Origin of the sequence: Erythrobacter crassostreae (genome assembly GCF_019204045.1) — a bacterium.
GTDB lineage: Bacteria > Pseudomonadota > Alphaproteobacteria > Sphingomonadales > Sphingomonadaceae > Erythrobacter > Erythrobacter crassostreae.
This window is the reverse complement of sequence record NZ_JAGSPC010000001.1, coordinates 491,077-514,165: the sequence shown is the minus strand read 5'-3', so window position 1 is coordinate 514,165 and position 23,089 is coordinate 491,077. Positions and strand designations below refer to the sequence as shown.

At 56.4% G+C, this 23,089-nt stretch carries 20 protein-coding genes and 1 tRNA gene; 14 read left to right on the top strand and 7 right to left on the bottom strand.

Annotation, left to right across the window (positions count from 1 at the left end):
* Nucleotides 1–22 precede the first annotated feature (22 nt).
* From pepN to KCG46_RS02530, 8 genes are all read left to right on the top strand, one after another.
* The gene (gene pepN, locus KCG46_RS02565; RefSeq protein WP_218403776.1) at nucleotides 23–2,689 is read left to right on the top strand and encodes an aminopeptidase N; all 2,667 of its coding nucleotides are present in this window, start codon (nucleotides 23–25) and stop codon (nucleotides 2,687–2,689) included.
* A 2-nt stretch (nucleotides 2,690–2,691) separates the two neighbouring features.
* The gene (gene pgeF / locus KCG46_RS02560) at nucleotides 2,692–3,456 is read left to right on the top strand and encodes a peptidoglycan editing factor PgeF (RefSeq protein ID WP_218403775.1); all 765 of its coding nucleotides are present in this window, start codon (nucleotides 2,692–2,694) and stop codon (nucleotides 3,454–3,456) included.
* Nucleotides 3,457–3,692: 236 nt separating this feature from the next.
* On the top strand, nucleotides 3,693–4,268 hold the full coding sequence (petA, locus tag KCG46_RS02555) for a ubiquinol-cytochrome c reductase iron-sulfur subunit (protein WP_218403774.1): 576 nt from the start codon (nucleotides 3,693–3,695) through the stop codon (nucleotides 4,266–4,268).
* Nucleotides 4,269–4,323: 55 nt separating this feature from the next.
* On the top strand, nucleotides 4,324–5,667 hold the full coding sequence (locus KCG46_RS02550) for a cytochrome b (protein ID WP_218403773.1): 1,344 nt from the start codon (nucleotides 4,324–4,326) through the stop codon (nucleotides 5,665–5,667).
* A 54-nt stretch (nucleotides 5,668–5,721) separates the two neighbouring features.
* The gene (locus KCG46_RS02545; protein WP_218403772.1) at nucleotides 5,722–6,585 is read left to right on the top strand and encodes a cytochrome c1; all 864 of its coding nucleotides are present in this window, start codon (nucleotides 5,722–5,724) and stop codon (nucleotides 6,583–6,585) included.
* A 97-nt stretch (nucleotides 6,586–6,682) separates the two neighbouring features.
* A complete protein-coding gene (locus tag KCG46_RS02540) occupies nucleotides 6,683–7,234 on the top strand; it encodes an adenine phosphoribosyltransferase (protein ID WP_218403771.1) in 552 nt (183 codons plus the stop codon).
* A gap of 85 nt (nucleotides 7,235–7,319) precedes the next feature.
* Complete coding sequence (locus KCG46_RS02535; protein ID WP_218403770.1) at nucleotides 7,320–9,236, top strand: cation:proton antiporter; 1,917 nt, start codon at nucleotides 7,320–7,322, stop codon at nucleotides 9,234–9,236.
* Nucleotides 9,237–9,271: 35 nt separating this feature from the next.
* Nucleotides 9,272–9,865 (top strand): OmpA family protein, encoded by a 594-nt coding sequence (locus KCG46_RS02530; protein WP_218403769.1) that lies wholly within the window; start codon nucleotides 9,272–9,274, stop codon nucleotides 9,863–9,865.
* On the opposite strand, the gene KCG46_RS02525 is transcribed toward KCG46_RS02530, so the two are convergent.
* The 5 genes from KCG46_RS02525 to panC form a co-directional block, all read right to left on the bottom strand.
* Nucleotides 9,862–10,608, bottom strand: coding sequence for a 3'(2'),5'-bisphosphate nucleotidase CysQ (locus tag KCG46_RS02525; RefSeq protein ID WP_255551729.1), 747 nt, complete (start codon nucleotides 10,606–10,608; stop codon nucleotides 9,862–9,864). The genes KCG46_RS02530 and KCG46_RS02525 overlap by 4 nt on opposite strands.
* A gap of 11 nt (nucleotides 10,609–10,619) precedes the next feature.
* A complete protein-coding gene (cysN, locus tag KCG46_RS02520; protein WP_218403767.1) occupies nucleotides 10,620–12,536 on the bottom strand; it encodes a sulfate adenylyltransferase subunit CysN in 1,917 nt (638 codons plus the stop codon).
* Nucleotides 12,536–13,438: a sulfate adenylyltransferase subunit CysD gene (gene cysD, locus KCG46_RS02515; RefSeq protein WP_218403766.1), complete on the bottom strand. Its 903-nt coding sequence runs from the start codon at nucleotides 13,436–13,438 to the stop codon at nucleotides 12,536–12,538. The genes cysN and cysD overlap by 1 nt, the downstream gene beginning before the upstream one ends.
* Before the next feature lie 99 nt (nucleotides 13,439–13,537).
* Nucleotides 13,538–13,611, bottom strand: a tRNA-Gly gene (locus KCG46_RS02510).
* A 50-nt stretch (nucleotides 13,612–13,661) separates the two neighbouring features.
* Entirely contained in the window at nucleotides 13,662–14,525 is an 864-nt protein-coding gene (panC, locus tag KCG46_RS02505) for a pantoate--beta-alanine ligase (RefSeq protein WP_218403765.1), read from the bottom strand.
* Between the two features lie 107 nt (nucleotides 14,526–14,632).
* On the opposite strand from panC, the gene KCG46_RS02500 reads away from it, so the two are divergent.
* From KCG46_RS02500 to KCG46_RS02475, 6 genes are all read left to right on the top strand, one after another.
* Nucleotides 14,633–15,442, top strand: coding sequence for a division plane positioning ATPase MipZ (locus KCG46_RS02500; protein ID WP_218403764.1), 810 nt, complete (start codon nucleotides 14,633–14,635; stop codon nucleotides 15,440–15,442).
* 4 nt (nucleotides 15,443–15,446) lie between these two features.
* Nucleotides 15,447–15,767: a J domain-containing protein gene (locus KCG46_RS02495; protein WP_218403763.1), complete on the top strand. Its 321-nt coding sequence runs from the start codon at nucleotides 15,447–15,449 to the stop codon at nucleotides 15,765–15,767.
* Nucleotides 15,768–15,827: 60 nt separating this feature from the next.
* Nucleotides 15,828–17,255, top strand: coding sequence for a phosphoglucomutase/phosphomannomutase PgmG (pgmG, locus tag KCG46_RS02490; RefSeq protein WP_218403762.1), 1,428 nt, complete (start codon nucleotides 15,828–15,830; stop codon nucleotides 17,253–17,255).
* Nucleotides 17,245–18,576 (top strand): hypothetical protein, encoded by a 1,332-nt coding sequence (locus KCG46_RS02485; RefSeq protein WP_218403761.1) that lies wholly within the window; start codon nucleotides 17,245–17,247, stop codon nucleotides 18,574–18,576. Before pgmG ends, KCG46_RS02485 begins: the two co-directional genes overlap by 11 nt.
* A gap of 93 nt (nucleotides 18,577–18,669) precedes the next feature.
* Nucleotides 18,670–19,578, top strand: coding sequence for a DUF2059 domain-containing protein (locus tag KCG46_RS02480; protein ID WP_218403760.1), 909 nt, complete (start codon nucleotides 18,670–18,672; stop codon nucleotides 19,576–19,578).
* On the top strand, nucleotides 19,575–22,043 hold the full coding sequence (locus tag KCG46_RS02475; protein WP_218405254.1) for a ligase-associated DNA damage response DEXH box helicase: 2,469 nt from the start codon (nucleotides 19,575–19,577) through the stop codon (nucleotides 22,041–22,043). Before KCG46_RS02480 ends, KCG46_RS02475 begins: the two co-directional genes overlap by 4 nt.
* Here KCG46_RS02475 and KCG46_RS02470 read toward each other — a convergent pair.
* Together KCG46_RS02470 and KCG46_RS02465 are read right to left on the bottom strand one after the other, a co-directional pair.
* Complete coding sequence (locus tag KCG46_RS02470; protein WP_218403759.1) at nucleotides 22,040–22,429, bottom strand: ExbD/TolR family protein; 390 nt, start codon at nucleotides 22,427–22,429, stop codon at nucleotides 22,040–22,042. The two genes, KCG46_RS02475 and KCG46_RS02470, sit on opposite strands and share 4 nt — an antisense overlap.
* A gap of 47 nt (nucleotides 22,430–22,476) precedes the next feature.
* Nucleotides 22,477–22,947, bottom strand: a complete 471-nt coding sequence (locus KCG46_RS02465; protein ID WP_255551728.1) for an ExbD/TolR family protein — start codon at nucleotides 22,945–22,947, stop codon at nucleotides 22,477–22,479.
* Nucleotides 22,948–23,089: the final 142 nt, after the last annotated feature.

Below are 23,089 nucleotides of genomic sequence, written 5' to 3'. Positions count from 1 at the left end.
AATCAACCTAAATCATTGCGCCATGGACATCGCAACGACACCGACAAACCCCGAAGGCAACCCTGAAATCGCGGATGCCGCACCCACTCCCCACGACCCGCCCGTAATCCGGCGTGAGGATTATACGCCGTATCCGTGGCTCATCCCGGCAACGAAGCTAGTATTCGACCTTGGGGTCAATTCGACAAAGGTCACGGCGACGCTCTCAGTCGAACGGAACCCGGATGCAGGCGCCTCGGCGGAATTGCGCTTGAATGGCGACAGTCTGAAGGCCGATGCAGTCTTGCTCGATGGAGAGACCGCCACCTGCTGGGAAATGGACGAGGCCGATCTTGTCATAACTCTGCCCGGTGAGGCGCACGAAGTCACGATTGAAACTACAATCGACCCAAGCGCAAACACAACCTTGATGGGCCTCTATGCGTCGAACGGGATGCTGTGCACCCAGTGTGAGGCCGAAGGCTTCCGCCGCATCACCTTCTTCCCGGACCGCCCTGATGTCTTGTCTACCTACACCGTCAGGATGGAAGGGCCGAAAGACCAGTTCCCGGTTCTGCTGTGCAACGGCAACAACACAGCCTCCGGCGAAGGCGAGGACGGAATGCATTGGGCTGAATGGCACGATCCGTGGCCAAAGCCGTCTTATCTTTTCGCGCTGGTAGCAGGCGATTTGGCCGCGAATTCCGACACATTCACCACCATGAATGGCCGCGAAGTCGAATTGAACGTGTGGGTCCGCGCGGAAGACCTGCCGCGTACCGATCATGCGGTCGAATCGCTCAAGAAGTCGATGAAATGGGACGAGGAGACTTTCGGGCGCGAATACGATCTTGATCTCTACAACATTGTTGCTGTCAGCGATTTCAATATGGGCGCGATGGAGAACAAAGGTCTCAACGTGTTCAACACCAAATATGTGCTGGCCGACATTGATACCGCGACCGATGGCGATTTTGACGCAGTAGAGGGCGTGATCGCCCACGAGTATTTTCACAACTGGTCGGGCAACCGCATCACTTGCCGCGATTGGTTTCAGCTGAGCCTGAAAGAAGGCTTTACCGTATTGCGCGATCAGTTGTTTAGTCAGGACATGCAGGGAGAGGCGGTCAAGCGGATCGAAGACGTTCGCATCCTGCGCGCGGCGCAATTCCCCGAGGATGCGGGGCCATTGGCGCACCCGATCCGGCCGGACAGTTACCGTGAGATCAGCAACTTCTACACCGCCACCGTCTATAACAAAGGCGCCGAGGTTATCCGCATGATGCGCACGATGGCGGGAACTGAAAAATTCCGTCTCGGCACAGACCTCTATTTCGATCGCCATGATGGCGAAGCTGCGACTTGCGAGGATTTTGTCACCGCCATCGAAGACGGAGCAGGCCTGGAACTTGCGCAATTCCGCCGTTGGTATCGTCAGGCGGGCACACCGCGTGTCGAGGTTAGTCAGGAATTGAAAGACGGCGGCCTTGCGCTGACGCTTAAGCAAACCGTGCCCGATACGCCGGGTCAGGATGCGAAGGGCGCAATGCCGATCCCGCTACGTGTTGCCGTCCATTGCCGCGAAACAGGTGCGATAGGTGAAGAACAATTGATCGTTCTCACCTTGGATGAAGAGACCTTCATTCTACCGCTTTCTGGTCCTGTGCCGGTGCTCTCGATAAATCGCGGCTTTACCGCGCCGGTCGTTATCGAACGCGATTTGGAACGGGACGATTTAGTGTTCCTCGCCGCATCAGACGATGATCCCTTCGCGCGATATGAAGCCATGCAGGAACTTGCGGTAAATCATCTTGTCGCTGCGGCGAGCGGTGATCTTGATGAAGCGGGCCGTGCGGCGGGTAAGACCGCGATTTGTGACGCGGTGCGCGCCGTCGTAACTGATAGTGAACTTGATGATGCCATGCGCGGCGAGCTGATGACGCTGCCGAGCGAAACCTATCTGTTTGAAGCAATGGCGTCGGGAATGCGAAAAGCCGATCCCGGTGCTATCCACAATGAACGAGAGCAGCTGAAAACTGCGATCGGCGTCACGTTGAAACGAGAATTGGAAAGCCTTTACGCCCGCGTTGTCGACATTGCTTTCGATGATCCGGCCGGGCGAGGAGCGCGAAAGGTGAAATCGATCATCGCTGGCATCTTTGCCGCTAGCGATCCCGAACGAGCGGCGATCATGGCTGCGCGCCAGTTTGATGAAGCAGGCAATATGACAGACCGCCAGGGCGCGCTTATGGTTCTATGCGGCTTGCAAACACCGGCGCGCGACGAAAAGCTCAAGGCGTTCTTTGATCGCTATCAAGGCAATGATCTTGTGATCGACAAATGGTTTACGTTGCAGGCCTTCTCGCTGCACCCTGATGTGATCGATCAGGTCAATGAACTTGCAAGCCATCCTGATTTTACGATGAAAAACCCGAACCGGGTGCGCTCGCTTTACATGGCCTTCGCCGGTAATCCGCAGGGTTTCCACGCGATAGATGGTGCAGGGTACCGCATGATCGCAGATCTGATCCTCGCGCTTGATCCCATCAATCCGCAAACCGCTGCGCGCTTTGTTCCTGCGCTTGGCCGCTGGCGGAGAATTGAATCGGTTCGCGCCGGATTGATGAAGGCCCAGCTTGAGCGGATAAGTGAGGCAGAAGGTCTGTCGCGCGACACGTTCGAGCAAGTGACACGCAGCCTGGGAGGCTGAATTTGGAGCCGTTTGAGGCCCTAACCGCAAAAGCGCTTGGCGATGTTGCGCATGGATTTTTCGGGCATGGCAGCACGCAAAAAGAATGCCCCGACCAATTCGGCTACGGCGGGGACGGTGATCCAGCGGCCATCCGAAAGTCACGGGCTGAGGCAGTCCGTTGGCTGGTCCCTGATGCGAAGCTGGCCGCGCCGCATCAGGTGCATTCGCCCGACGTCGTCACCGTTGATCAGGCTTGGGAAGATAATCCGGTTGGCCGCCCGGTCGCTGACGCCCTCGTCACTGCAACACCTCGAATCGTCTTAGGCATTGTTACGGCAGACTGCGCGCCAATTTTGTTCGCAGATCATGGCGCTGGCGTGGTTGGTGCCGCGCACGCAGGATGGCGCGGGGCGCATGCTGGCGTGATTGAAAACACCGTCTCCGTGATGGAGGCTCTTGGCGCTAACCGATCGAGCATCGCGGCTGGCATTGGACCAACCATCGCGCAGGCGAGCTATGAGGTGGACAGGGCCTTCCTTGACCAGTTCACCGATGCCGATGCCCACCATTTTAAGCCAGCACCGATGCGTAGTGGCCTAGAAAGATGGCTTTTCGACCTTCCGGGCTATTGCGCTGCAAGACTTGTCGCTGCCGGTATTCGCAAAATTGAGAATCTCGAAAGGGACACTTATCGAGAAAGCGATCATTTTTATTCCTACCGGCGCGCGACCCAGTTGGGTGAGCCGAATTACGGGCGGCAAATCAGTATGATCGGCCTTCAATAACAAAGGGGCTACGGGGCGCTTGCACCAAAGCGAACAATCAGTGCTCAAAACACGGTTGGATTTACGAGTGTTTGTGGCTATTGGCGCGACGAGCCGGAACTTATCAGCGTTCAAATCGCTTCAGTTTCGTCTTTCAGGGGTATCGCAATCGAACGATGACCCGGTGGAATGAGAATTTAACTTCAATCCCGCGCTGGCTATATGCCTCCGCAGGCAGACGAGTAAGGTAAGGCAAGATGGCTGACACAAGCGGAGCCGGAACTGTAGAAGCCACAAGCGAAGTGGCAGGCGAAGACGGCGTACGTCGCCGCGACTGGATCCACATCGCTGCACTCGGCACCGCCGGAGTAGGCGGCGCAGCAGTGATTTTCCCGCTGGTTAGCCAGATGGCTCCAACCGCCGATGTTCTTGCTGCGAGTACGACTGAAGTTGATGTTTCGCAGGTTCAGGTCGGTCAATCGATCAAATCGGTTTTCCGCGACCAGCCGCTCTTCATCAAACGTCTGACGCCTGAAGAGATCGCAGCAGCAAATGATGTTGATGCCGGTTCACTTCGCGATCCAGAGACATTGGCGGACCGTACGCTTGAAGGTCACGAAGACATTCTTGTTACGATGGGCGTCTGCACCCACCTCGGCTGTGTTCCGCTGGGTGCTGCCGAAGGTGAGAACAAAGGCGAATTCGGCGGTTATTACTGCCCGTGCCATGGTTCACATTACGACACCGCAGGCCGTATCCGTAAAGGCCCCGCGCCAACTAATCTTACCGTTCCCGATTACGCTTTCAACGGCGATGTCATCCGCGTCGGCTGATGCCGCGTAGCTGATAGTATTACACTGATTTCACGCTGAGAACCGAGAGACCATTATGAGTTTTGCCTGGGCCAAGCAGTACGAACCGCAAAGCGGCTTCACCAAATGGATTGACGAGAAGCTGCCTTTGCCGCGCCTCGTCTACAACGCGATCGGCGCAGGCTATCCGGTTCCGCGCAACCTCAACTATATGTGGAATTTCGGCGTTCTCGCTGGCTTCTGCCTCGTGTTGCAGATTGTCACGGGCGTCATACTGGCGATGCACTATGCTTCGAACACCGAGGTTGCCTTCGGTCAGGTAGAGCACATCATGCGGAACGTGAACTGGGGTTGGATGATGCGGTATGCGCATGCCAATGGCGCCAGCTTTTTCTTTATCGTGATCTACCTGCACATTTTCCGCGGCCTGTATTATTCGTCTTACAAGGCGCCGCGCGAAATGATCTGGTTGCTTGGTGTCGTCATCTTCCTGCTTATGATGGCGACCGCTTTTATGGGCTACGTGCTGCCATGGGGCCAGATGAGCTTCTGGGGTGCGAAGGTGATCACCGGCCTATTCGGCGCAATCCCGTTCATCGGTGAGCCGCTACAGGTCTGGCTCGTCGGTGGCTATGCCCCGAACGATTCAACACTGAATCGCTTTTTCTCGCTGCACTTCCTGCTGCCATTTGTGATTGCTGGTGTGGTTATTCTCCACATCTGGGCGCTGCACATTCCGGGCTCGTCAAACCCGACCGGTGTTGAAGTGAAGAAAGAAAGCGATACCGTTCCGTTCCACCCGTATTACACGGCGAAAGACGGTTTCGGACTGGGCGTATTTTTGATCGCCTTTACCTTCATGGTGTTCTTCCTGCCGAATTTCCTCGGTCACCCGGATAACTACATCGAAGCCAACCCGCTTTCGACACCGGCGCTGATCGTGCCTGAATGGTACTTCCTGCCCTTCTATGCGATCTTGCGTGCCTTCACCGCCGACCTCACGATCCCCTTCACCGGCATCGTGCTGATCGAAGCGAAGTTGTTGGGTGTTATCGCGATGTTCGGTTCGATCCTCGTTTGGTTCTTCCTGCCATGGCTCGATAAGAGCCCTGTTCGCTCGGGCCACTATCGTCCGATGTTCAAGAAGTTCTTCTGGTTTGGCCTGATTCCGGCGATGCTGTTGCTAACGTATGTCGGCGGCGCTCCAGCAGAAGAGCCCTATGTTCTGCTCAGCCAGATCGGAACGGCCTATTACTTCCTGCATTTCCTGGTGATCCTGCCGATCATCAGTCAGATCGAAGTGCCCAAGCCGCTGCCGTATTCGATCACCGAAGCCGTTCTTGGCTCCGATGATGTGCCCGGTGGCACCGACGGCGGCGGTGACAATCCGCAGGCGGCAGTTAAACCGCTTCCCGCCTGATCAATCCACGGTCACACGCACTTTACTGACCCGGTAACGAGAAAGAGTTAGGTCATGACAATCCGTCTAGCAGGCATATTGGTAGGCATCGGCATCACCGCCGTGTTGGTCCTTTGGTCGATGGTGCCCGGCGTCATCAATCTGGTCAGCGGTCCTCCGGTCGAAAAGCCCGCTTACTATGCCTTCAAGGAAAAACCGCATGCGCCAGAAGGCGGTTTCTCGTTCGCAGGTCCGGTCGGCAAGTGGGATTATGCCCAACTCCAACGCGGCTACTCTGTGTACAAGCAAGTTTGTTCGGCATGTCACGGCCTGAAGTTTGTCGCGTTCCGCAACCTTGAAGAGCTGGGCTACAGCGAAGAGCAAGTGCGCGCAGAGGCGGCGACTTGGAATGTGCCAGGTATCGATCCTAACACTGGCGAAGCGGTCATGCGTCCGGCGCTGCCGACGGACTACTTCCCCAATCCGTATCCAAACAATGTCGCAGCCGCAGCAGCGAACAACAATGCGATTCCACCTGATCTCTCGCTGATGACCAAAGCGCGCAAGGATGGTTCGAATTACGTTTATTCGCTTATGAGCGGTTATGTTGATCCGGACCCGGAAAAGCTTGCGGCTGCTCAGGAAAAGGGTTTCGAAACCCCGACTGGCCTCTATTTCAACCCATGGTTTGCAAATGTGAACCTGGCCATGCCTCCTCAGCTTTACGAAGGCAGCATCACATATGATGACGGCACGGATGCGACGGTTGATCAGATGGCACAGGATGTCGCAGCGTTCCTGACCTGGACGGCGGAGCCATCGATGATCAAGCGTAAGCAGACGGGTTGGGCAGTGATCCTGTTCCTTCTGTTTGCTACTGGCCTTGCCTACATGTCTTACAAACAGATCTGGGCCGGCATGAAGTCGAAGAAAAAATAGTCCTTTCGACTAACCCAAAACATTTCAGCGCCTCGGTATTTCTTGCGGATGCCGGGGCGTTTTGCTTTGTGAGCCTGTACTTTGAGAGGGATTGCCAATGACTTTCGCACTGCTTTCAACCGACGAATTGAAGGCACTGGTGCGCACGGTGCCGGACTTTCCCAAACCCGGCATTCAATTCCGTGACATTACGACGCTGATCGGCCATCCAGTCGGTATGGCCGATAGCGTCCAGCATCTGGCCCAATTGGCCAAGGCGTGCGGCGCGCAGAAGATCGCGGGAATGGAGGCGCGTGGGTTTATCTTTGGCGCTGCCGTTGCAGTCGAATTGGGCATCGGATTTCTGCCGGTACGCAAGCCAGGTAAGTTGCCGATTGAGACGATCGGTATTGATTATGCGCTGGAATATGGCGTCGACCGGTTAGAGGTCGATCCGGGTGCTATTGGTAAGGGCGAAGCCATTGTTATTGTGGACGATCTTATCGCGACTGGTGGTACCGCCCTTGCGACAGCGCAATTGCTGCGAAGTGCGGGAGCGAACGTCGAAAACGCCCTATTCGTTATCGATTTGCCTGATCTGGGCGGTGCGGCGAAGTTGCGCGATGCCGGATTGACGGTTCAAACCCTGATGGAGTTCGAAGGCGACTGATCACGACGCGCCAGCAGGCAAAGCGAAGTAGTCGGAACAGACCCGCGTCGCGTTCGTTCTAAGTGTAGAGTCAACAGGAAAACATATGGAATCGCAAGCGCTTGTCATTGCCACGATCGGAGTCCTCGGTATCGGGGCTCAATGGATTGCTTGGCGCACTGGCTGGCCGGCGATCGTATTGATGCTTGCTGCAGGGTTCCTCGCGGGACCCGTTGCGGGCGAGCTTGGTTTTAGGCTGCTTGATCCAGAGGCAGCGTTCGGGGACCTCCTTGATCCTGCAATCGGGATTGGTGTTGCTCTTATCCTGTTTGAAGGCGGCCTTAGCCTTGACCTTAGGGAGTTGCGGCATTCTGGCAGCGCAGTTTGGCGGCTGGCGACAATTGGCGTGATCGTTGGCTGGGCGCTTGGTGCGCTTGCTGCGAGTCAGATTGCCGGGCTTGCCTGGCCGGTAGCGGTGCTGTTTGGCGGCATTCTGATCGTGACGGGGCCGACGGTTGTTATCCCGCTCTTGCGTCAGGCCAATGTACAGACCCGGCCCAATTCCATCCTCAAGTGGGAAGGTATCGTCAACGATCCCACTGGCGCGCTTTGCGCAGTGATCGCTTATGAATATTTCCGCCGCGTTTCTGAAAGCCCCAACGCCTCTTTGGCCGAGGTAGTCCCTCCATTGATCATCGCGGCAATTCTCGCCGGATTGATAGGCTACGCGGCGGCGCGTTTTATTGCTTATGCCTTTCCGCGCGGAGCGATCCCGGAATTCCTGAAAGTCCCGGTGCTGTTTATCACAGTGATTTTTGTCTTCGTGCTGACCAACAAAATTGAGCATGAGGCGGGATTGGTGGCGGTTACGGTTATGGGGATCACGCTTGCGAACACCGGTTTCGCCAGCATCCGATCGATCCACCCGTTCAAAGAGAACGTTGCTGTTCTGCTCGTTTCAGGCATCTTCATCCTGTTGTCGGCCAGCCTGAGCTGGAGCGATCTGGTTTATCTCGACCCTACAACCGAGGTCGGATTGCGCTTTGTTTTGTTCTTGCTGGCTCTGCTGTTTGTGGTTCGGCCGCTTACCGTTCTGATCAGCCTGCTGGGCTCAGACGTGCCTTGGAATGAAAGGCTGTTTGTGGCGTGGATCGCGCCTCGCGGTATCGTGCTGGTGGCAATCTCAGGCCTGTTTGCCCTGCGGCTCGCCGATTTGGGTTATAGCGATGGTCAGGTCCTGACTGCGCTCAGCTTTGCAGTGGTTGTGACCACTGTGATCGCCCACGGTTTCAGCATCAACATTGTCGCAAAATGGTTAAAAGTGAAGGGCACATCACGGCCCGGTCTTTTGATTGTCGGCTCAACCCCTTGGACGATTGCTTTGGCCAAAGAAATGCAGGCGTTGAAAACTCCGATCATGGTGGTCGATTCCAGCTGGCAACGTCTGGGCGCAGCGCGGCGCGAAGGACTCCCGTTTTACCACGGTGAAATTCTCAACGAAGCAACCGAACACAATCTCGACCTGGCACCATTTCAGGTGCTTGTGGCGGCCACCGATAACGAGGCTTACAATGCGCTGGTGTGCAATGAGTTTGCCCACGAAATTGGCCGCGATAGCGTCTATCAACTGGGCGAAAGCGGGGATGAGGATGACAAACATGCTCTGCCGGAAAGCATTCGCGGGCGCGCACTGTTTGAAAGCGGCTTTGGCGTAACCGACGTAGGCGAGCGCCAGCAGGAAGGCTGGATATTCCGTAAAACCAAGCTGTCTGATGAATTTGATTTTGAGCAAGCTCAGGAAAAACTTCCCGACAGCGCAAACGTGCTCTTGTTGATCCGTCGTGGGGGTAACCTGCGCTTTTTCACTCATGCAGCGCGGCCAGAGCCCCGCGCGGGCGACACGGTAATTTCATTCACGCCGCCGCAACTGAAAACCCCCGAAGAGCAAGCTGCGAAACGGGCCGCAAAGGAGGCTGGCAAAGCAAAGGACGAGAGTTCGACGCCGAAGCCGCAGGCGACATGAAGAATATGAGGACAGACTTCGACAATGAGGCCCCGATGAGAAGAGCCCCGATAATCGTCGCGCTATGCGTATTTGGAATACTCGCCGCGTGCAGCAATCAGACTGGCGAGAATCCGGTTGATGCGGCAAATGATGAGAGTGAACAACTCCCGAGTCCTGATGCGCCGGTTTCGATTCTAAGGCCTGACATAGAGCAGCCGGAACTTGCTGACCTTCCGCTAGAGCCGTTGATGGTGACTATCGGGTTTCCTAATGGCGGAGACGAGTTGGACGCGGCTGCCATGGCTGCGCTTGAAGAGCTGCTTGTCTCAGAACAAGTCATAGAGGGTGGGTCGATCGTCCTTCGAGCGCATAGCGATGCAGGCGGAGGTGACGCGGTCAACATGCGCGCATCACAGTCACGCGGCGATAGTGTGCGCAACTGGCTGATCGCCAAGGGCATTGATGCAGACCGCATCGAAGTGATCGCCTTTGGAGAGCAAAACCCGCTCCAGCCGAATGCCTTAGATAACGGCCAGGCGAATGAAGATGGGCGAGCCGCCAACCGCAGGGTTGAGATTGAGGTAGCGGTGGTCGGGGATGGGGAGCCCGAGCCAGAGACTACTCCGCTTACGCCAGAAACGGACTAAGCTTCGCTCTCCAGGCCCGCGACCAGCGCAAGGACTTGCTCTGCATATTCGGACCGGCAAATGAGCAGATCCGGCAAGTACGGATCGGCCCTATTGTAACGGATGGGCGAGCCATCAATGCGGGAGCAGTGCAGGCCGTGTGCCGCAGCTACGGCGACAGGCGCGCAGCTATCCCATTCGTACTGGCCGCCGGAATGCAGGTAAATTTCCGCTTCGCCGCGCACGACTGCCATCGCTTTCGCGCCGGCGCTTCCCATTCCGACCAGTTCGCCGCCCATTGCTTCGGAAACGGCAACAGCTTCTTTCGCTGGGCGGGAGCGGCTAACCAGAAATCGGGGTGCTTTGGCTGGTGCCGGTAAATCGCAAAGCTGATCTGTCCGAACGACAACACCGCCATCAAGGCCGGGAAGAGCTACCGCGCCGATTGTCGCGATCCCTGCAATCGAAAGCCCGACATGAACTGCCCAGTCGCTGCGTTGCTCGCCATATTCACGGGTGCCATCGACAGGATCCACGATCCAAACGCGCTCCGCGTTTAGCCGGTCGGAATTGTCCTTCTCTTCTTCGGACAGCAAGCCATCATCCGGCCTTTGCGCGCGAATGGCATTACAAAGAAATTCATTGGCTGTGGCATCACCGGCCTTGCCAAGAGCCTCGCCTTCAAACATTTCGCTGTTCCTGACCTCAATCAGGATACGACCAGCCACTTTGGCGAGGTGTGCAGCAAGTGCGGCATCGGTCATGGTTGGAATGCTCATTTCAGCGGCAAGATTTGCGAGATTACATACTCAGCCGCCTCGACCGGAGTCATATCGACGGTATTTACAGTGATTTGAGCGCTTTCAGGCGCTTCGTATGGACTGTCGATCCCGGTAAAGTTCTTTAGCTCACCGCTGCGGGCTTTCTTATAGAGCCCCTTCACGTCGCGCTGCTCTGCCACTTCGAGCGGCGTGTCGACAAAGATTTCGATGAATTCCCCATCTGGCAGCATGTCTCGAACCATCCGGCGCTCCGCACGGAAAGGCGAAATGAATGCCGTCAGCACGATCAAGCCCGCATCCGCCATCAATTTTGCAACTTCGCCGATCCGCCGGATGTTTTCGATCCGGTCAGTTTCAGTGAAGCCCAGGTCCTTGTTAAGGCCGTGGCGAACATTGTCGCCATCCAGCAGGAAGGTGTGACGGTTCATCAGCGCCAACTGTTTTTCCACCTCATTGGCGATGGTTGATTTGCCCGAGCCGGAAAGACCGGTGAACCACAAGACGCGCGGTTTCTGGTTCTTCAGAATTGCGTGGTCATCGCGAGTGATTGTGGTCGGCTGCCAGTGAACATTCTGTGCCCGCCGCAAACTGAAATGCAGCATTCCAGCGCCGACGGTCGCGTTGGTGAACTTGTCGATCAGGATGAACCCGCCGAGCTGGCGGCTTGAGCCATACGATTCGAAAGTAACGGGCCGATCGGTGGTGATTTCCGCCACGCCAATCGAATTCAGCTCAAGTGTTTTCGCTGCGAGATGCTCGAACGAATTTACGTCGACCTCGTATTTCGGGGGCTGCACCGTCGCTGTAACCATTTGCGAGCCGAGTTTTAGCCAGTACCCGCGTCCGGGTTTCATCGCTGCTTCGTCCATCCAGACAATTGTAGATTCGAATTGGTCAGAGGCCTCTGGTGGATCGCCTGCTGCGGAAATCACATCACCGCGGCTGCAATCAACTTCGTCATTGAGCGTAATTGTGACCGATTGACCCGCAACCGCTTCGTCCAGATCGCCGTCGAAGGTGGAGATCGTTTTGACGGTGCTGGTCTTGCCCGCTGGGACAATGCGAACGGGGGCGCCTGGCTTGATCGTTCCACTGGTGATCAGGCCGGCAAATCCGCGGAAATCGAGGTTGGGCCGGTTCACCCACTGCACCGGCATGCGGAATGATCGTTCCTGAGCGGCATTGTTGGCAAGGTCGACCGTTTCCAGATGATCGATCAGCGCCGGACCGGAGTACCACGGCGTACTGTCCGATGGCGCTGCAGTGATGTTGTCGCCTTTGAAGCCAGAAATCGGGATCGCGGTGAATTTCTCGATACCCACTTCTTTGGCAAATGCTGCGTAGTCTTCGACGATGGCATCAAAGGTGGCCTGATCGTAGTCGACGAGGTCCATTTTGTTGACCGCAAGCACAACGTGTTTGATGCCGAGCAAATGCACCAGATAGCTGTGACGGCGCGTTTGAACGAGCACGCCTTTGCGCGCATCAACAAGAATTACGGCGAGGTCAGCGGTCGAGGCCCCTGTGACCATATTACGGGTATATTGTTCATGACCCGGAGTATCCGCGACGATAAACTTGCGCTTTTCCGTGGTGAAAAAGCGGTATGCCACGTCGATTGTGATGCCTTGTTCTCGCTCTGCGGCGAGGCCATCGACCAACAATGCGAAATCAATTTCTTCCCCTTGCGTGCCGACTTTCTTGCTATCGCTTTCCAGCGCTGCAAGCTGATCTTCAAAGATCATCTTTGAATCGTATAGCAGCCGCCCGATCAGGGTTGATTTACCATCATCCACGCTGCCGCAGGTAATGAAACGCATCAGGCTTTTATGCTGATGCTGGTCAAGATAGGCATCGATGTCCTCGGCGATGAGGCTGTCGACCTGAAAACTGGAATCAGAGGCGGTCATCAGAAATACCCCTCCTGCTTCTTGTCTTCCATCGAAGCGGACTGGCCTTTGTCGATTGCGCGGCCCTGACGCTCAGACCCGGTGGCGAGGAGCATTTCCTGAATGATTAGTTTCATATCGGTCGCCTCGCTTTCTGTGGCGCCGGTGAGGGGGTAGCAGCCGAGCGTCCGGAAACGGACTGATCGTTCGACCGGCTCTTCGCCGTCTTCAAAGCGAAAACGCTCGTCATCGACGACAAGGATCAGCCCGTCCCGGGTGACAGTCCGGCGTTTCTGCGAAAGATAGAGCGGCACGATGTCGATCTTCTCAAGCGCGATATATTGCCAGATGTCGAGCTCGGTCCAGTTCGAGATGGGGAACACACGGATGCTCTCATCCTTGTTCTTCTTCGCGTTGTAGAGGTTCCACAGTTCGGGCCGCTGGTTTTTCGGGTCCCAACGGTGAGATGCGGTGCGAAAGCTGAACACGCGCTCTTTAGCGCGCGCTTTTTCCTCATCGCGCCGTCCGCCACCAAATGCCGCGTCAAAACCATGCTCTGTCAGCGCGCGTTTAAGCGGATCGGTTAGCTGTGCTTGTGAATAGAGTGCACTGCCGGTGTCGAACGGATTGATGCCTTGTTCATCGGCGTCTTCGTTCTGGGCTACGATTAGCTCGAGCCCGTATTCCTTAACCGTCTTGTCGCGGTGATCGAGCAAGGCCTTAAAATCCCAACCAGACGCGACATGCAGCATCGGGAAGGGCGGCGGCGAAGGATAAAATGCCTTTCGCGCCAGATGAAGCATGACGGAGGAATCCTTGCCTACCGAATACAGCATGACGGGGTTCTCCGCCTCGGCGATGACCTCGCGGAAGATGTGGATGCTCTCGGCTTCTAACCGTTCGAGATGTGTCAGGCTTCGCATAAAGCTTCAGCTAGAGCCTATGCCTTACATGGCAAGCCAAGAAAAGTTTGGGGGGAGGCAAGCAAACGCTCAAGTGTCGATGCAGCAAAGTGCAAATCTTGGAGCGGGTAAGGGGAATCGAACCCCTCTAGCCAGCTTGGAAGGCTGGAGCATTACCACTATGCTATACCCGCATCCGAGAGCAGCGCCTTTGCCATTATAGGCGGCCACGCGTCAATGTGAATTATCCGACAGCCATATTATCAATCAACCGTGTTTTTCCGATCCTCGCTGCAACGAGTATTCGCGCCGGTCGACCTTCGAGCTTCTCGAGTGGCTTCAATGTTTGAGAATCTACAACTTCAATGTAGTCGACTTCGAACCCTGAAAGCTGCAAGTCATCTGCGATTACAGACTTAGCAAGCCATATCTCTTGTTCGCCCGCTTCAATTAGTTTTGCGGCATGCGCAAGAGTTGAAGGCAGAATCGCGGCTGCCTCTCGGTCGGCTCGCGAAAGGTACCGGTTGCGGCTCGACATTGCGAGGCCGTCGGTTTCGCGCACCGTTGGTACACCAATGATGGAATGCGCCTGCGGTTGAGACAAATCCAGATCGCGCGCCATGGCGCGGATCACCGCCAATTGCTGAAAATCCTTTTCGCCGAAGAACGCCATGTCAGGCAGGACTTGATTGAACAGCTTGCAAACAACAGTCGCTACGCCATCAAAATGGCCTGGCCGTGAAGCTCCGCAAAACCCCTCGCTTACACCGCTGACAGAGACACTGGTCACGAAGCTCTTCGCCCCGCCCGGATACATTTCCTCAAGAGTCGGTGCCCACAGCAAGGCACAGCCTTCCCCTTCGAGCATGGCTGCATCTTCTTCCAACTGGCGCGGATAGGCATCCAGATCTTCGTTGGGGCCAAATTGCGTCGGGTTCACAAATATCGATGCGACGACATGATCGCACGCTTCCCGCGCGCGCCGAACAAGCGTTAGATGCCCTTCATGCAGCGCCCCCATTGTTGATACCAATCCGACTGTCGCACCGCTCTCACGCAGATTTGCGACCTTTTTTCTCAACACATCGAGCGTGGTTGCTGTTTGCACCAGTTTGGCTCCCCAGATAACGTTCGGCTTGACATAGACGCTCGCCGCCTGTCCTCACAAGCGCAGCCTTACGGCACTGCGTTAGACAATTGGATACAACCACCCGAATGGCTCACACCGCCCACCGTATAGTCTTTGCCAATGAGAAGGGCGGGACCGGCAAATCGACCACTGCGGTTCATGTCGCGGTCGCGCTGTCATATCTGGGCGCACGCGTCACCGCCCTTGATCTTGATCCGCGTCAACGCACAACGCATCGTTACATGGAGAATCGTACGGCCACGATGGAAAAACGTGGGATCGATTTGCCAACGCCGAAATGTGAGGTGTTTCGGGGGCGCAGCGAGCAAGCTCTGCTGGTCGCAATGGACCGGCTAGAGAAGGACTGTGACTTTCTCATTATCGACAACCCCGGGCGAGACGATCCGTTGGCGCGCACGGCTGCTGAGAATGCAGACACGCTGGTTACACCGATGAACGACAGCTTCGTCGATTTTGATCTGATCGGTCAGGTCGATGCCGAAACGTTCAAGGTGAAAAAACTGTCTTTCTTTGCGGAGCTGATTTGGGAGGCGCGGCTCAAGCGGAGCCGGGCAACCGCAAAGGGGCAAAGGCCTGAGATGGACTGGGTCGTTGTGCGCAACCGGACCGGCCATGTCGAGGCGCGCAATATGGCCCGTATCGAACAGGCGCTTACAGAAATGTCCAAGCGTGTTGGTTTCCGCGTCACGCATGGCCTATCCGAGCGGGTGATCTATCGCGAGCTGTTTCCTTCGGGTCTAACTCTTCTGGACAAGGGGCATCTGGGCGAACTTGGCACCAGCCATCTGATCGCGCGTCAGGAATTGCGTGCTTTGCTCAAGGCGCTGCAGTTGCCGGAAATTCCTCGCCGTGAGCCCAGTTTGGCGTTAGCGTAACACTATGCTTCGCATTGCTATCATACTCGTCATTATCTGCATCCTGTTCCGCTGGGCATTCGGCAAATGGCCGTGGCAAGGGCTCGGCGGAAAATCGACCCGCAGTCAGGCAGTTTTTCGCGCCCGCAAATTGCTAGGCGTAGATGAGCGCGCGAGCCGGGAACAGATTTTGGCCGCGCATAAGCGGCTGATTGCTATGGTTCACCCTGACAAGGGTGGAAGCAATGCGGCGGTGCATGAAGCCAATGATGCGCGCGATATTCTGCTGGGCGAATTGCCTGATCGCGGCGCCGATATTGGTGATGATGGCTCATCGCAAGATTGAAACAATTGCTATGCAATTGCGCTTACCAACGTTGATCAAATTCACAGGAATCCCTTTCCCATGACACACACATTCGATTCCACTGTCCTGCGCGAGTACGACATTCGCGGGATAATTGGTGAAACGCTTGGCCCGGATGATGCGCGCGCGATTGGGCGTAGCTTTGGCACCCTGTTGAACCGCGCAGGCGGCAAGACAGTTGCTGTCGGATATGATGGCCGCGTCAGCTCGCCGATGCTCGAACACGCTTTGGTAGAGGGGCTTACTGCAAGCGGCTGTGATGTCGTGCGGATCGGCATGAGCGCCACGCCGATGCTTTATTACGCTGAGGCTTCAGCCGAAGAGGTGGATGGCGGCATTCAGATAACTGGCAGCCACAATCCCCCCAATTACAACGGCTTCAAAATGGTATTTCAGGGGCGTCCGTTTTTTGGGGCCGATATCCAAAAGCTCGGGGAAATGGCAGCAGCTGCGGACTGGATCGACGGTGCGGGTGCCGTTTCTACGCGCGACATCATGGGCGAGTATGTCGAGCGTATGCTCGAAGGCCTCACCGGTATCGATACTGTCACACTCGAAGGGCTCAAAGTGGGATGGGATGCCGGAAACGGTTCGGCCGGTCCCGCTCTCGAAATGCTCGCTGCGAAGCTTCCCGGAGAGCATCATTTGCTGTTTACCGACGTTGACGGGCATTTTCCTAACCACCATCCTGATCCGACTGTGGAAGCCAACTTGGCGGATCTGCGCACGCTGGTCGCGGAGAAGAACCTCGATTTTGGAGTGGCTTTTGACGGCGATGGCGACCGGATCGGCGCGATTGACGGCACAGGCCGCGTAATCTGGGGCGATCAACTACTGATGATCTACGCAGAAGATTTGCTCAAGACACAGGGCGATACGTACCAGGGTGCGACGATTATCGCCGATGTAAAGGCCAGCCGCGCTCTGTTTGATTCGGTTGAGGCGAATGGCGGCAAGCCGCTGATGTGGAAGACCGGCCACTCGCTAATTAAGTCCAAAATGAAGGAAACAGGCTCACCGCTTGCCGGCGAGATGAGCGGGCACGTGTTTTTTGCCGACACATATTACGGATTTGACGATGCGCTTTACGCAGGCATCCGTCTGCTCGCGGCTTCCGCACGTCTGGGTAAATCGGTGACCGAATTGCGCTCGGCCATGCCAAACATGCTCAACACGCCGGAAATGCGTTTCCAAGTCGATGAAGTGCGCAAATTCCCCGCTATCGCTGAAATCAGCGATCGTCTGGCCAACAATCCCGGACCTGAAGTCGAGGCAGTCAATGCAACCGATGGTGTGCGTGTGAACACCAAAGACGGCTGGTGGCTGTTGCGTGCGTCCAACACGCAGGATGTGCTCGTCGCCCGCGCGGAAAGCGATACGGAAGACGGTCTCGCCCGCTTAATCAGTCAGATTGACGAGCAGCTTGAGCTTTCAGGCCTTGAGCGCGGGGAGAGCGTTGGGCACTAAATCGCTATCGGGGCGGGACCCAAGCGATTGGCCATGGTCCGCGCTTGAGATTTGGGAGACCAGCGATAAGGCGGCGATCCATGCTGCCTACGCCATCAAGCGCGCCGAATTGGACGCGCAATCCATGCGGATCTCCGCTTTCGCAGAACTGACAGAGGCACGCGAGAAGGCGCTGTTTCTGGCATCGCAGATGCTGCGAGGGCAATCGCGCAGCGGTGTAACCCGAAATGAGCCTGTGGTTGACGCAGGTCCTGTTAAAGACAACGTCCCGGCCGAACCCGAACCCGAACCCGAACCCGTGCCGGAGCCGGAGCCGGAGCCGGAGCCGGAGCCGGAGCCGGAGCTTGACGCGGCCCGTCAGTGGGAACCCGGCGGCCGCTACACCACCACTCAGGAAATCGTCGATAGCTTCAATTTGGATGACCAACTGGGCATCACGACGCCCGAGCCGGAGTTTGCATACCCCGACTATGAAGAGCCGGTCGATGACAGCCGCTATAAGCCGTGGACGGACCAGCCCGTTGCTGAGGAAGACCGTCAATCTGACAATATCGTCGCCATTGCGGAGCGTTACCACGTCCGTAAGTACTGGATATGGTGGGTTTTCGCATTCGTCGCGATGACCAGCTATTGCAGTTCTGGCGGAGATCACGATTACCCGGCTTCTAGCACTCAGGCCATCGGGCAATCGGTGAGCGCCCCGTCTGCCGGGTTGCAACCTCCACGCCTTGCTCCTGCAGATGCCGATGGGATGGTGACCGCACTTTTTGGCTCGTCGATCACCTATGCTGATCTACTGAATGCAGACCCGGATCTGACCAGAGAGCTTTTGGCGCGCCTCGAATCAGACACGGACGATTTCGGCGATGCACGCTCTTATCTGAGATCGAGGATTTTGCTTGCGAGGCGGTTTGTGGAACGGGATCAAGCGCTGGCAATCGCTGAACTACACCTCGCATGGCTGCTGACCGCGCAGGCATCCGAAGGCGATCTGTGCCGCGAAGTGACGAGCGAACTGTTTTTCGAAGGTGCCCCTCAAATGCGCGGCGATTGGAACGCATTCGAACAAAGTGTAGCGGGACAATTGCTTAATTCTGGCGGGTTCCAAATCACGCCAGGCGGCAATGCACCGCGCTTTGGCGATATACCGGATTGGGTCTTTTCGGAAGCGGCAGGCAAAAGCCGCATGAACATCAACCGGCTCCGCACCGCTCTGCGCAGTTACTCGCACCCTGACCGGTGCGAGGCAGAAATTGCGATGATCGAGACGATGCTTGCGCGGCCTGACGAGACAACAAATCAAATGCTCGCCGCCATTTAGCAAAAGCACGGCAAATGTATTGGCCCCAAGCAATGCTGGAACACGAGCGGCAATTCGGGCATTACCTATCAGAATACAAACGGAGAATTCTGTATGGACACCCGCTCGCTGTTGCTCGCATTCGCTGCACCGACTGCTTTGGCCTTCGCGCTCGCCCCTGCATCTGCACGTGCGCAAGAAAGCGACCCGGCTGAGACCGAAGAGGTGTTCGAGTTCCAGACCGAAGAAGAGGCCGAGGCCGAGGCGTTTCAGCAGGAAATGACCGACGCCTTCGCCATTTTTGGCGAGCTTTTTGCTGCAGAGCCACTCACAGAAGAACAGGAAGCCCGGCTGCCGCTTGCCGAGAAAATGACTGCAGTCGTTATGCCCGAAGGAACCATGGCCGAAGTTATGCAGGAAAGTATGGAGCCGATGATGTCGGTTATCATGCAAATGGCAGAGGGCGATGCCCGCACGCAATTGACCGAACTGACAGGCGTTTCGGCGGAAGACCTTGCCGAACTAAGCGATGAGGATGCGCAAGCTGCAATCGATCTTCTCGATCCACTGGTTGAAGAGCGAAACGCCAAGATGGGCGAGGTCGTGGTGAATATGGTTACCAAAATGTTCGAAGCGATGGAGCCGGCTTACGGCGAAGCCATTGCCCGCGTCTTCGCGATCCGTTTTGATGAGGCAGAAATGGAAGAATTGCTGGTCTTCTTCGATACGCCGCTTGGCGGAAAGTTTGCCCGCGAGAGCTTCCGGCTGCAATATGATCCGCAGATGATGGGAGTGATGGAGGCAATGGGCCCCGCATTCGGCGACGCTATTCCGGACATGATGGAAGAAATGGCCGCGTTCGAACAAGATTACCCCGAAGGCCGCCGTTTCCCCGAACTGAGCGCTGCGGAAAAAGAGCAGCTTGCCGGCTTGCTCGATAAGGGGGTCTCGGAATTGGAGTCTCTCGCTCCCGAAGCAGTCTCGGAAGACGAAGGCACTGACGAAGAAGACCCATTCACCTGACGGACATAATCCCGCCCGAAATTCAGCAATGGTTCGACGCACGCGGTTGGCGGGTGCGGCGCCATCAGACCGATATGCTGGTAAAGGCGCGCGAAGGCCGTCACGCGTTGCTGGTCGCCGATACCGGCGCGGGAAAAACACTCGCCGGGTTTCTGCCGACACTATGTGACTTTGTGCCCTCTACTGGTGCTGCTCTGCACGACGGTCTGCACACGCTATATGTCTCGCCGCTCAAGGCGCTTGCACATGATGTGAAGCGAAATCTGCTCACACCGATTGAAGAAATCGGGCTGCCTATCAAGGTTGAAACCCGCAGCGGCGATACGCCTTCCAATCGGAAAAAACGCCAGCGTGAGAAGCCGCCACATGTGCTTTTGACAACGCCAGAAAGCCTGGCGCTTTTGCTGTCCTATCCTGAGAGCATTGATCTATTCGCCAGTTTGAAGCGGGTGGTTGTTGATGAGGTTCATGCCTTCGCGACAGGCAAGCGCGGTGATCTGCTGGCATTGTCGCTGGCGCGGTTGCAACGCATCGCGCCTGATCTCCAGCGTGTTGCGCTCTCGGCCACGTTGGCGAACCCGCTAACCTTTCAAGAATGGCTTAGCCCGCAACCGGTGGACGGGACGGGAGAGATTAAGGCCGCCGATCTGGTGCTCGGTGAAAAGGGCGCGGAGCCAGAAGTCGAAATCCTGCTCCCGATTGAAGAACGCGTACCGTGGGGAGGGCATGCCGGGCGGTGGGCGGTTGGCCAACTTTATGAGGCAATCAAGGCCAATCGCACGACTTTGATCTTTACGAACACGCGCTTTCTTGCCGAGTTCATCTTCCAATGCCTGTGGGAGGAGAACGAGGATCACCTGCCGATCGGCGTTCATCATGGCAGTCTATCGGTAGAAGCGCGACGGAAGGTAGAAGAGGCAATGGCACGCGGGGAATTGCGCGCGCTAGTCGCCACCGCCAGCCTCGATTTGGGAGTCGATTGGGGCGACATCGATCTGGTGGTGCAAATGGGCGCACCGAAAGGATCTTCGCGATTGTTGCAGCGGATCGGCCGTGCAGGGCACCGGCTGGACACAGCCAGTCGGGCGATGCTTGTCCCGGGCAACCGGTTCGAATTTTTGGAAGCGATGGCGGCAAAAGACGCTGTCGACGAAGGTCAGCGAGATGGCGAGGAATTCCGTGCGGGCGGTTTGGATGTGCTGGCGCAGCACGTCATGGCTTGCGCTTGTGCTGCACCATTTCACGAAGTTGATTTGCTTACCGAAATCCGTTCGTCAGTCGCCTATGCATGGGTGGACGAAGCCGCATTTAGGCGAGTGCTCGGCTTTGTCGAGAACGGCGGATACGCTCTTAAAGCCTATGATAAATTCAAAAGGATCGTGCGCGAGAAAGACGGGACGTGGCGCCTTGCGCATCCCGATCAGGCGCAACGGCATCGGATGAACGCAGGCATCATTGTCGATAGCGAAATGCTCACGGTGCGCTTCAAGAACGGTAGGCGTCTCGGCAAAGTTGAGGAACGCTTCGCGGCGCAGCTATCCAGTGGCGATACATTCTTCTTCGCCGGCATGAGCTTGGAGGTGGAAAGCGTCAAAGATATGGATGTGATTGTCCGCGCGGCCAAGAAGAGCGCAACGATCCCATCTTATGGCGGCCTCCGCCTGCCTTTGACCACGCATCTTTCTGGCCGGGTTCAGGCGATGTTGAGTGACCGCGCGAGCTGGGGCCGTTTTCCCGATGATGTGCGCGAATGGCTTGAGGTGCAGGATTACCGAAGCCGGATGCCTGCTCCCGGAGAATTGCTTGTTGAGAGCTTCCCGCGAGCCGGCAAGCATTACACCACTTACTACACGTTTGAGGGCTGGAACGCGAACCAGTCACTCGGCATGTTAATCACGCGGCGGATGGAAGAACGGGGGCTAATGCCGGGCGGGTTTGTAGCGAATGATTATTGCCTCGCCGTGTGGGGTCTGAAGCCGGTTGAGGATCCAAAACCGCTATTGTCGCCAGATATTCTGACGGACGAATTCACGGAGTGGGTTACTGAAAGCCACCTGTTACGCCGCGCATTTCGCGAAGTGGCTGTGATTAGCGGGCTAGTAGAGCGGCAACATCCAGGTAAGCGGAAGACCGGCAAGCAAGTGACCTTTTCGACTGACCTTATTTATGATGTTCTCAAGAAATATGAGCCAGATCATGTCCTTCTCGAAGCGGCTTGGGCCGATGCCCGCGCACGGATGACTGATGTTGGAAGGCTGGCAGACTTGCTTGAGCGGTCACAGCATGAATTGGTTCATGTTGAGCTTGATCGGGTTAGCCCGTTGGCTGTCCCGGTGATGACGATGATCGGCCGGGAAGCCGTCCCGCAAGGGGCAGTCGATGATGAACTGCTGATCGAAGCGGAAACGCTTGTAGGAGAGGCCATGCGGATTGAGCCGGATGATGAGCAAGACCTTGAAGGCTAGTCGTTGCTTGGGTCTGTTACGCGGTATTTCTCGTTGCCGACAAACCCAAATTTCGCGACGCCGGATTCCCTAATCGCGCCGATTACTTGGGCGGAAAGATCGTAGCTCGCATTGGCTGCAGGCCGAAACTCCAATTCCGGCTCTTTGGCGAGCTCGGTAGTCTGTTTCAGTAGGTCTGGGAGACTGCCAAGCGGGAAAAGAACTCCGTTCCAACGAAGGGTGTCATCTGCGCCGATTTCCAGGAGGTTCCTATCATGATTGATTGTTGGTTCGCTAATGCCGGACTGCGTTAGCGGTGCGTTGCAACCGGTGAGGCCGAGAGGGATCGCCAGACCGAGCGCTAGCATGCCGGATCGCTGGAAGTGGGAAAGTTTGAGCCGCTTCATGGCTGGAACTCTGGCGAGGTATGGCGGTGACCAATAGGCACCCACATTCAATGGCCAAACTTGCGGTGCTTTGTGTTTCCGACGAACGCGAAGCTTTCCGCGCCGGATTCTTTGATGAGGGTGATCGTTCGGGCAGAACGGTCGTAGCTGGCAAGTGCGGCTGGCTCGAAGCGTAGCAAGGGTTCGGTTTCCATCGCACTCGCAGCGGTGACCTGCGCGCGGAGTTGGTTTGATGTGACCGCAGACCCATTCCAAAGCAGGTCATCATTTGCGGTAATGAAGACAGTGTTCTCTTGCAGTACCGGATGGATCGGTTTGATTGGGGGAGATGGCAGATCGACGGTCGTCTGATGGGTTTGTACAGGAATGGCGAGCATCAACATGATGAGCAGGACCAGAAGAACATCGATAAATGGGGTGACATTCATTTCGCCCATTGCCGATGCTTTTTTATGCCGACCACGCGGGTCGTAACTTTCTGAAAAGCGGCTGCGGCGGCTCGTTGCGAGGCTGGTCATGACTCTTTTCTCCCAATTCGGCGATGGCGGTCTGATTTGAAATGCCCGCCATTTGGGGATTGTATATCATAACTATCAAGTTGCCTAACGCGTACCGGTATGCCGAATAAGACTTGCCTGCGATCTCACAAGAGGAGCGATA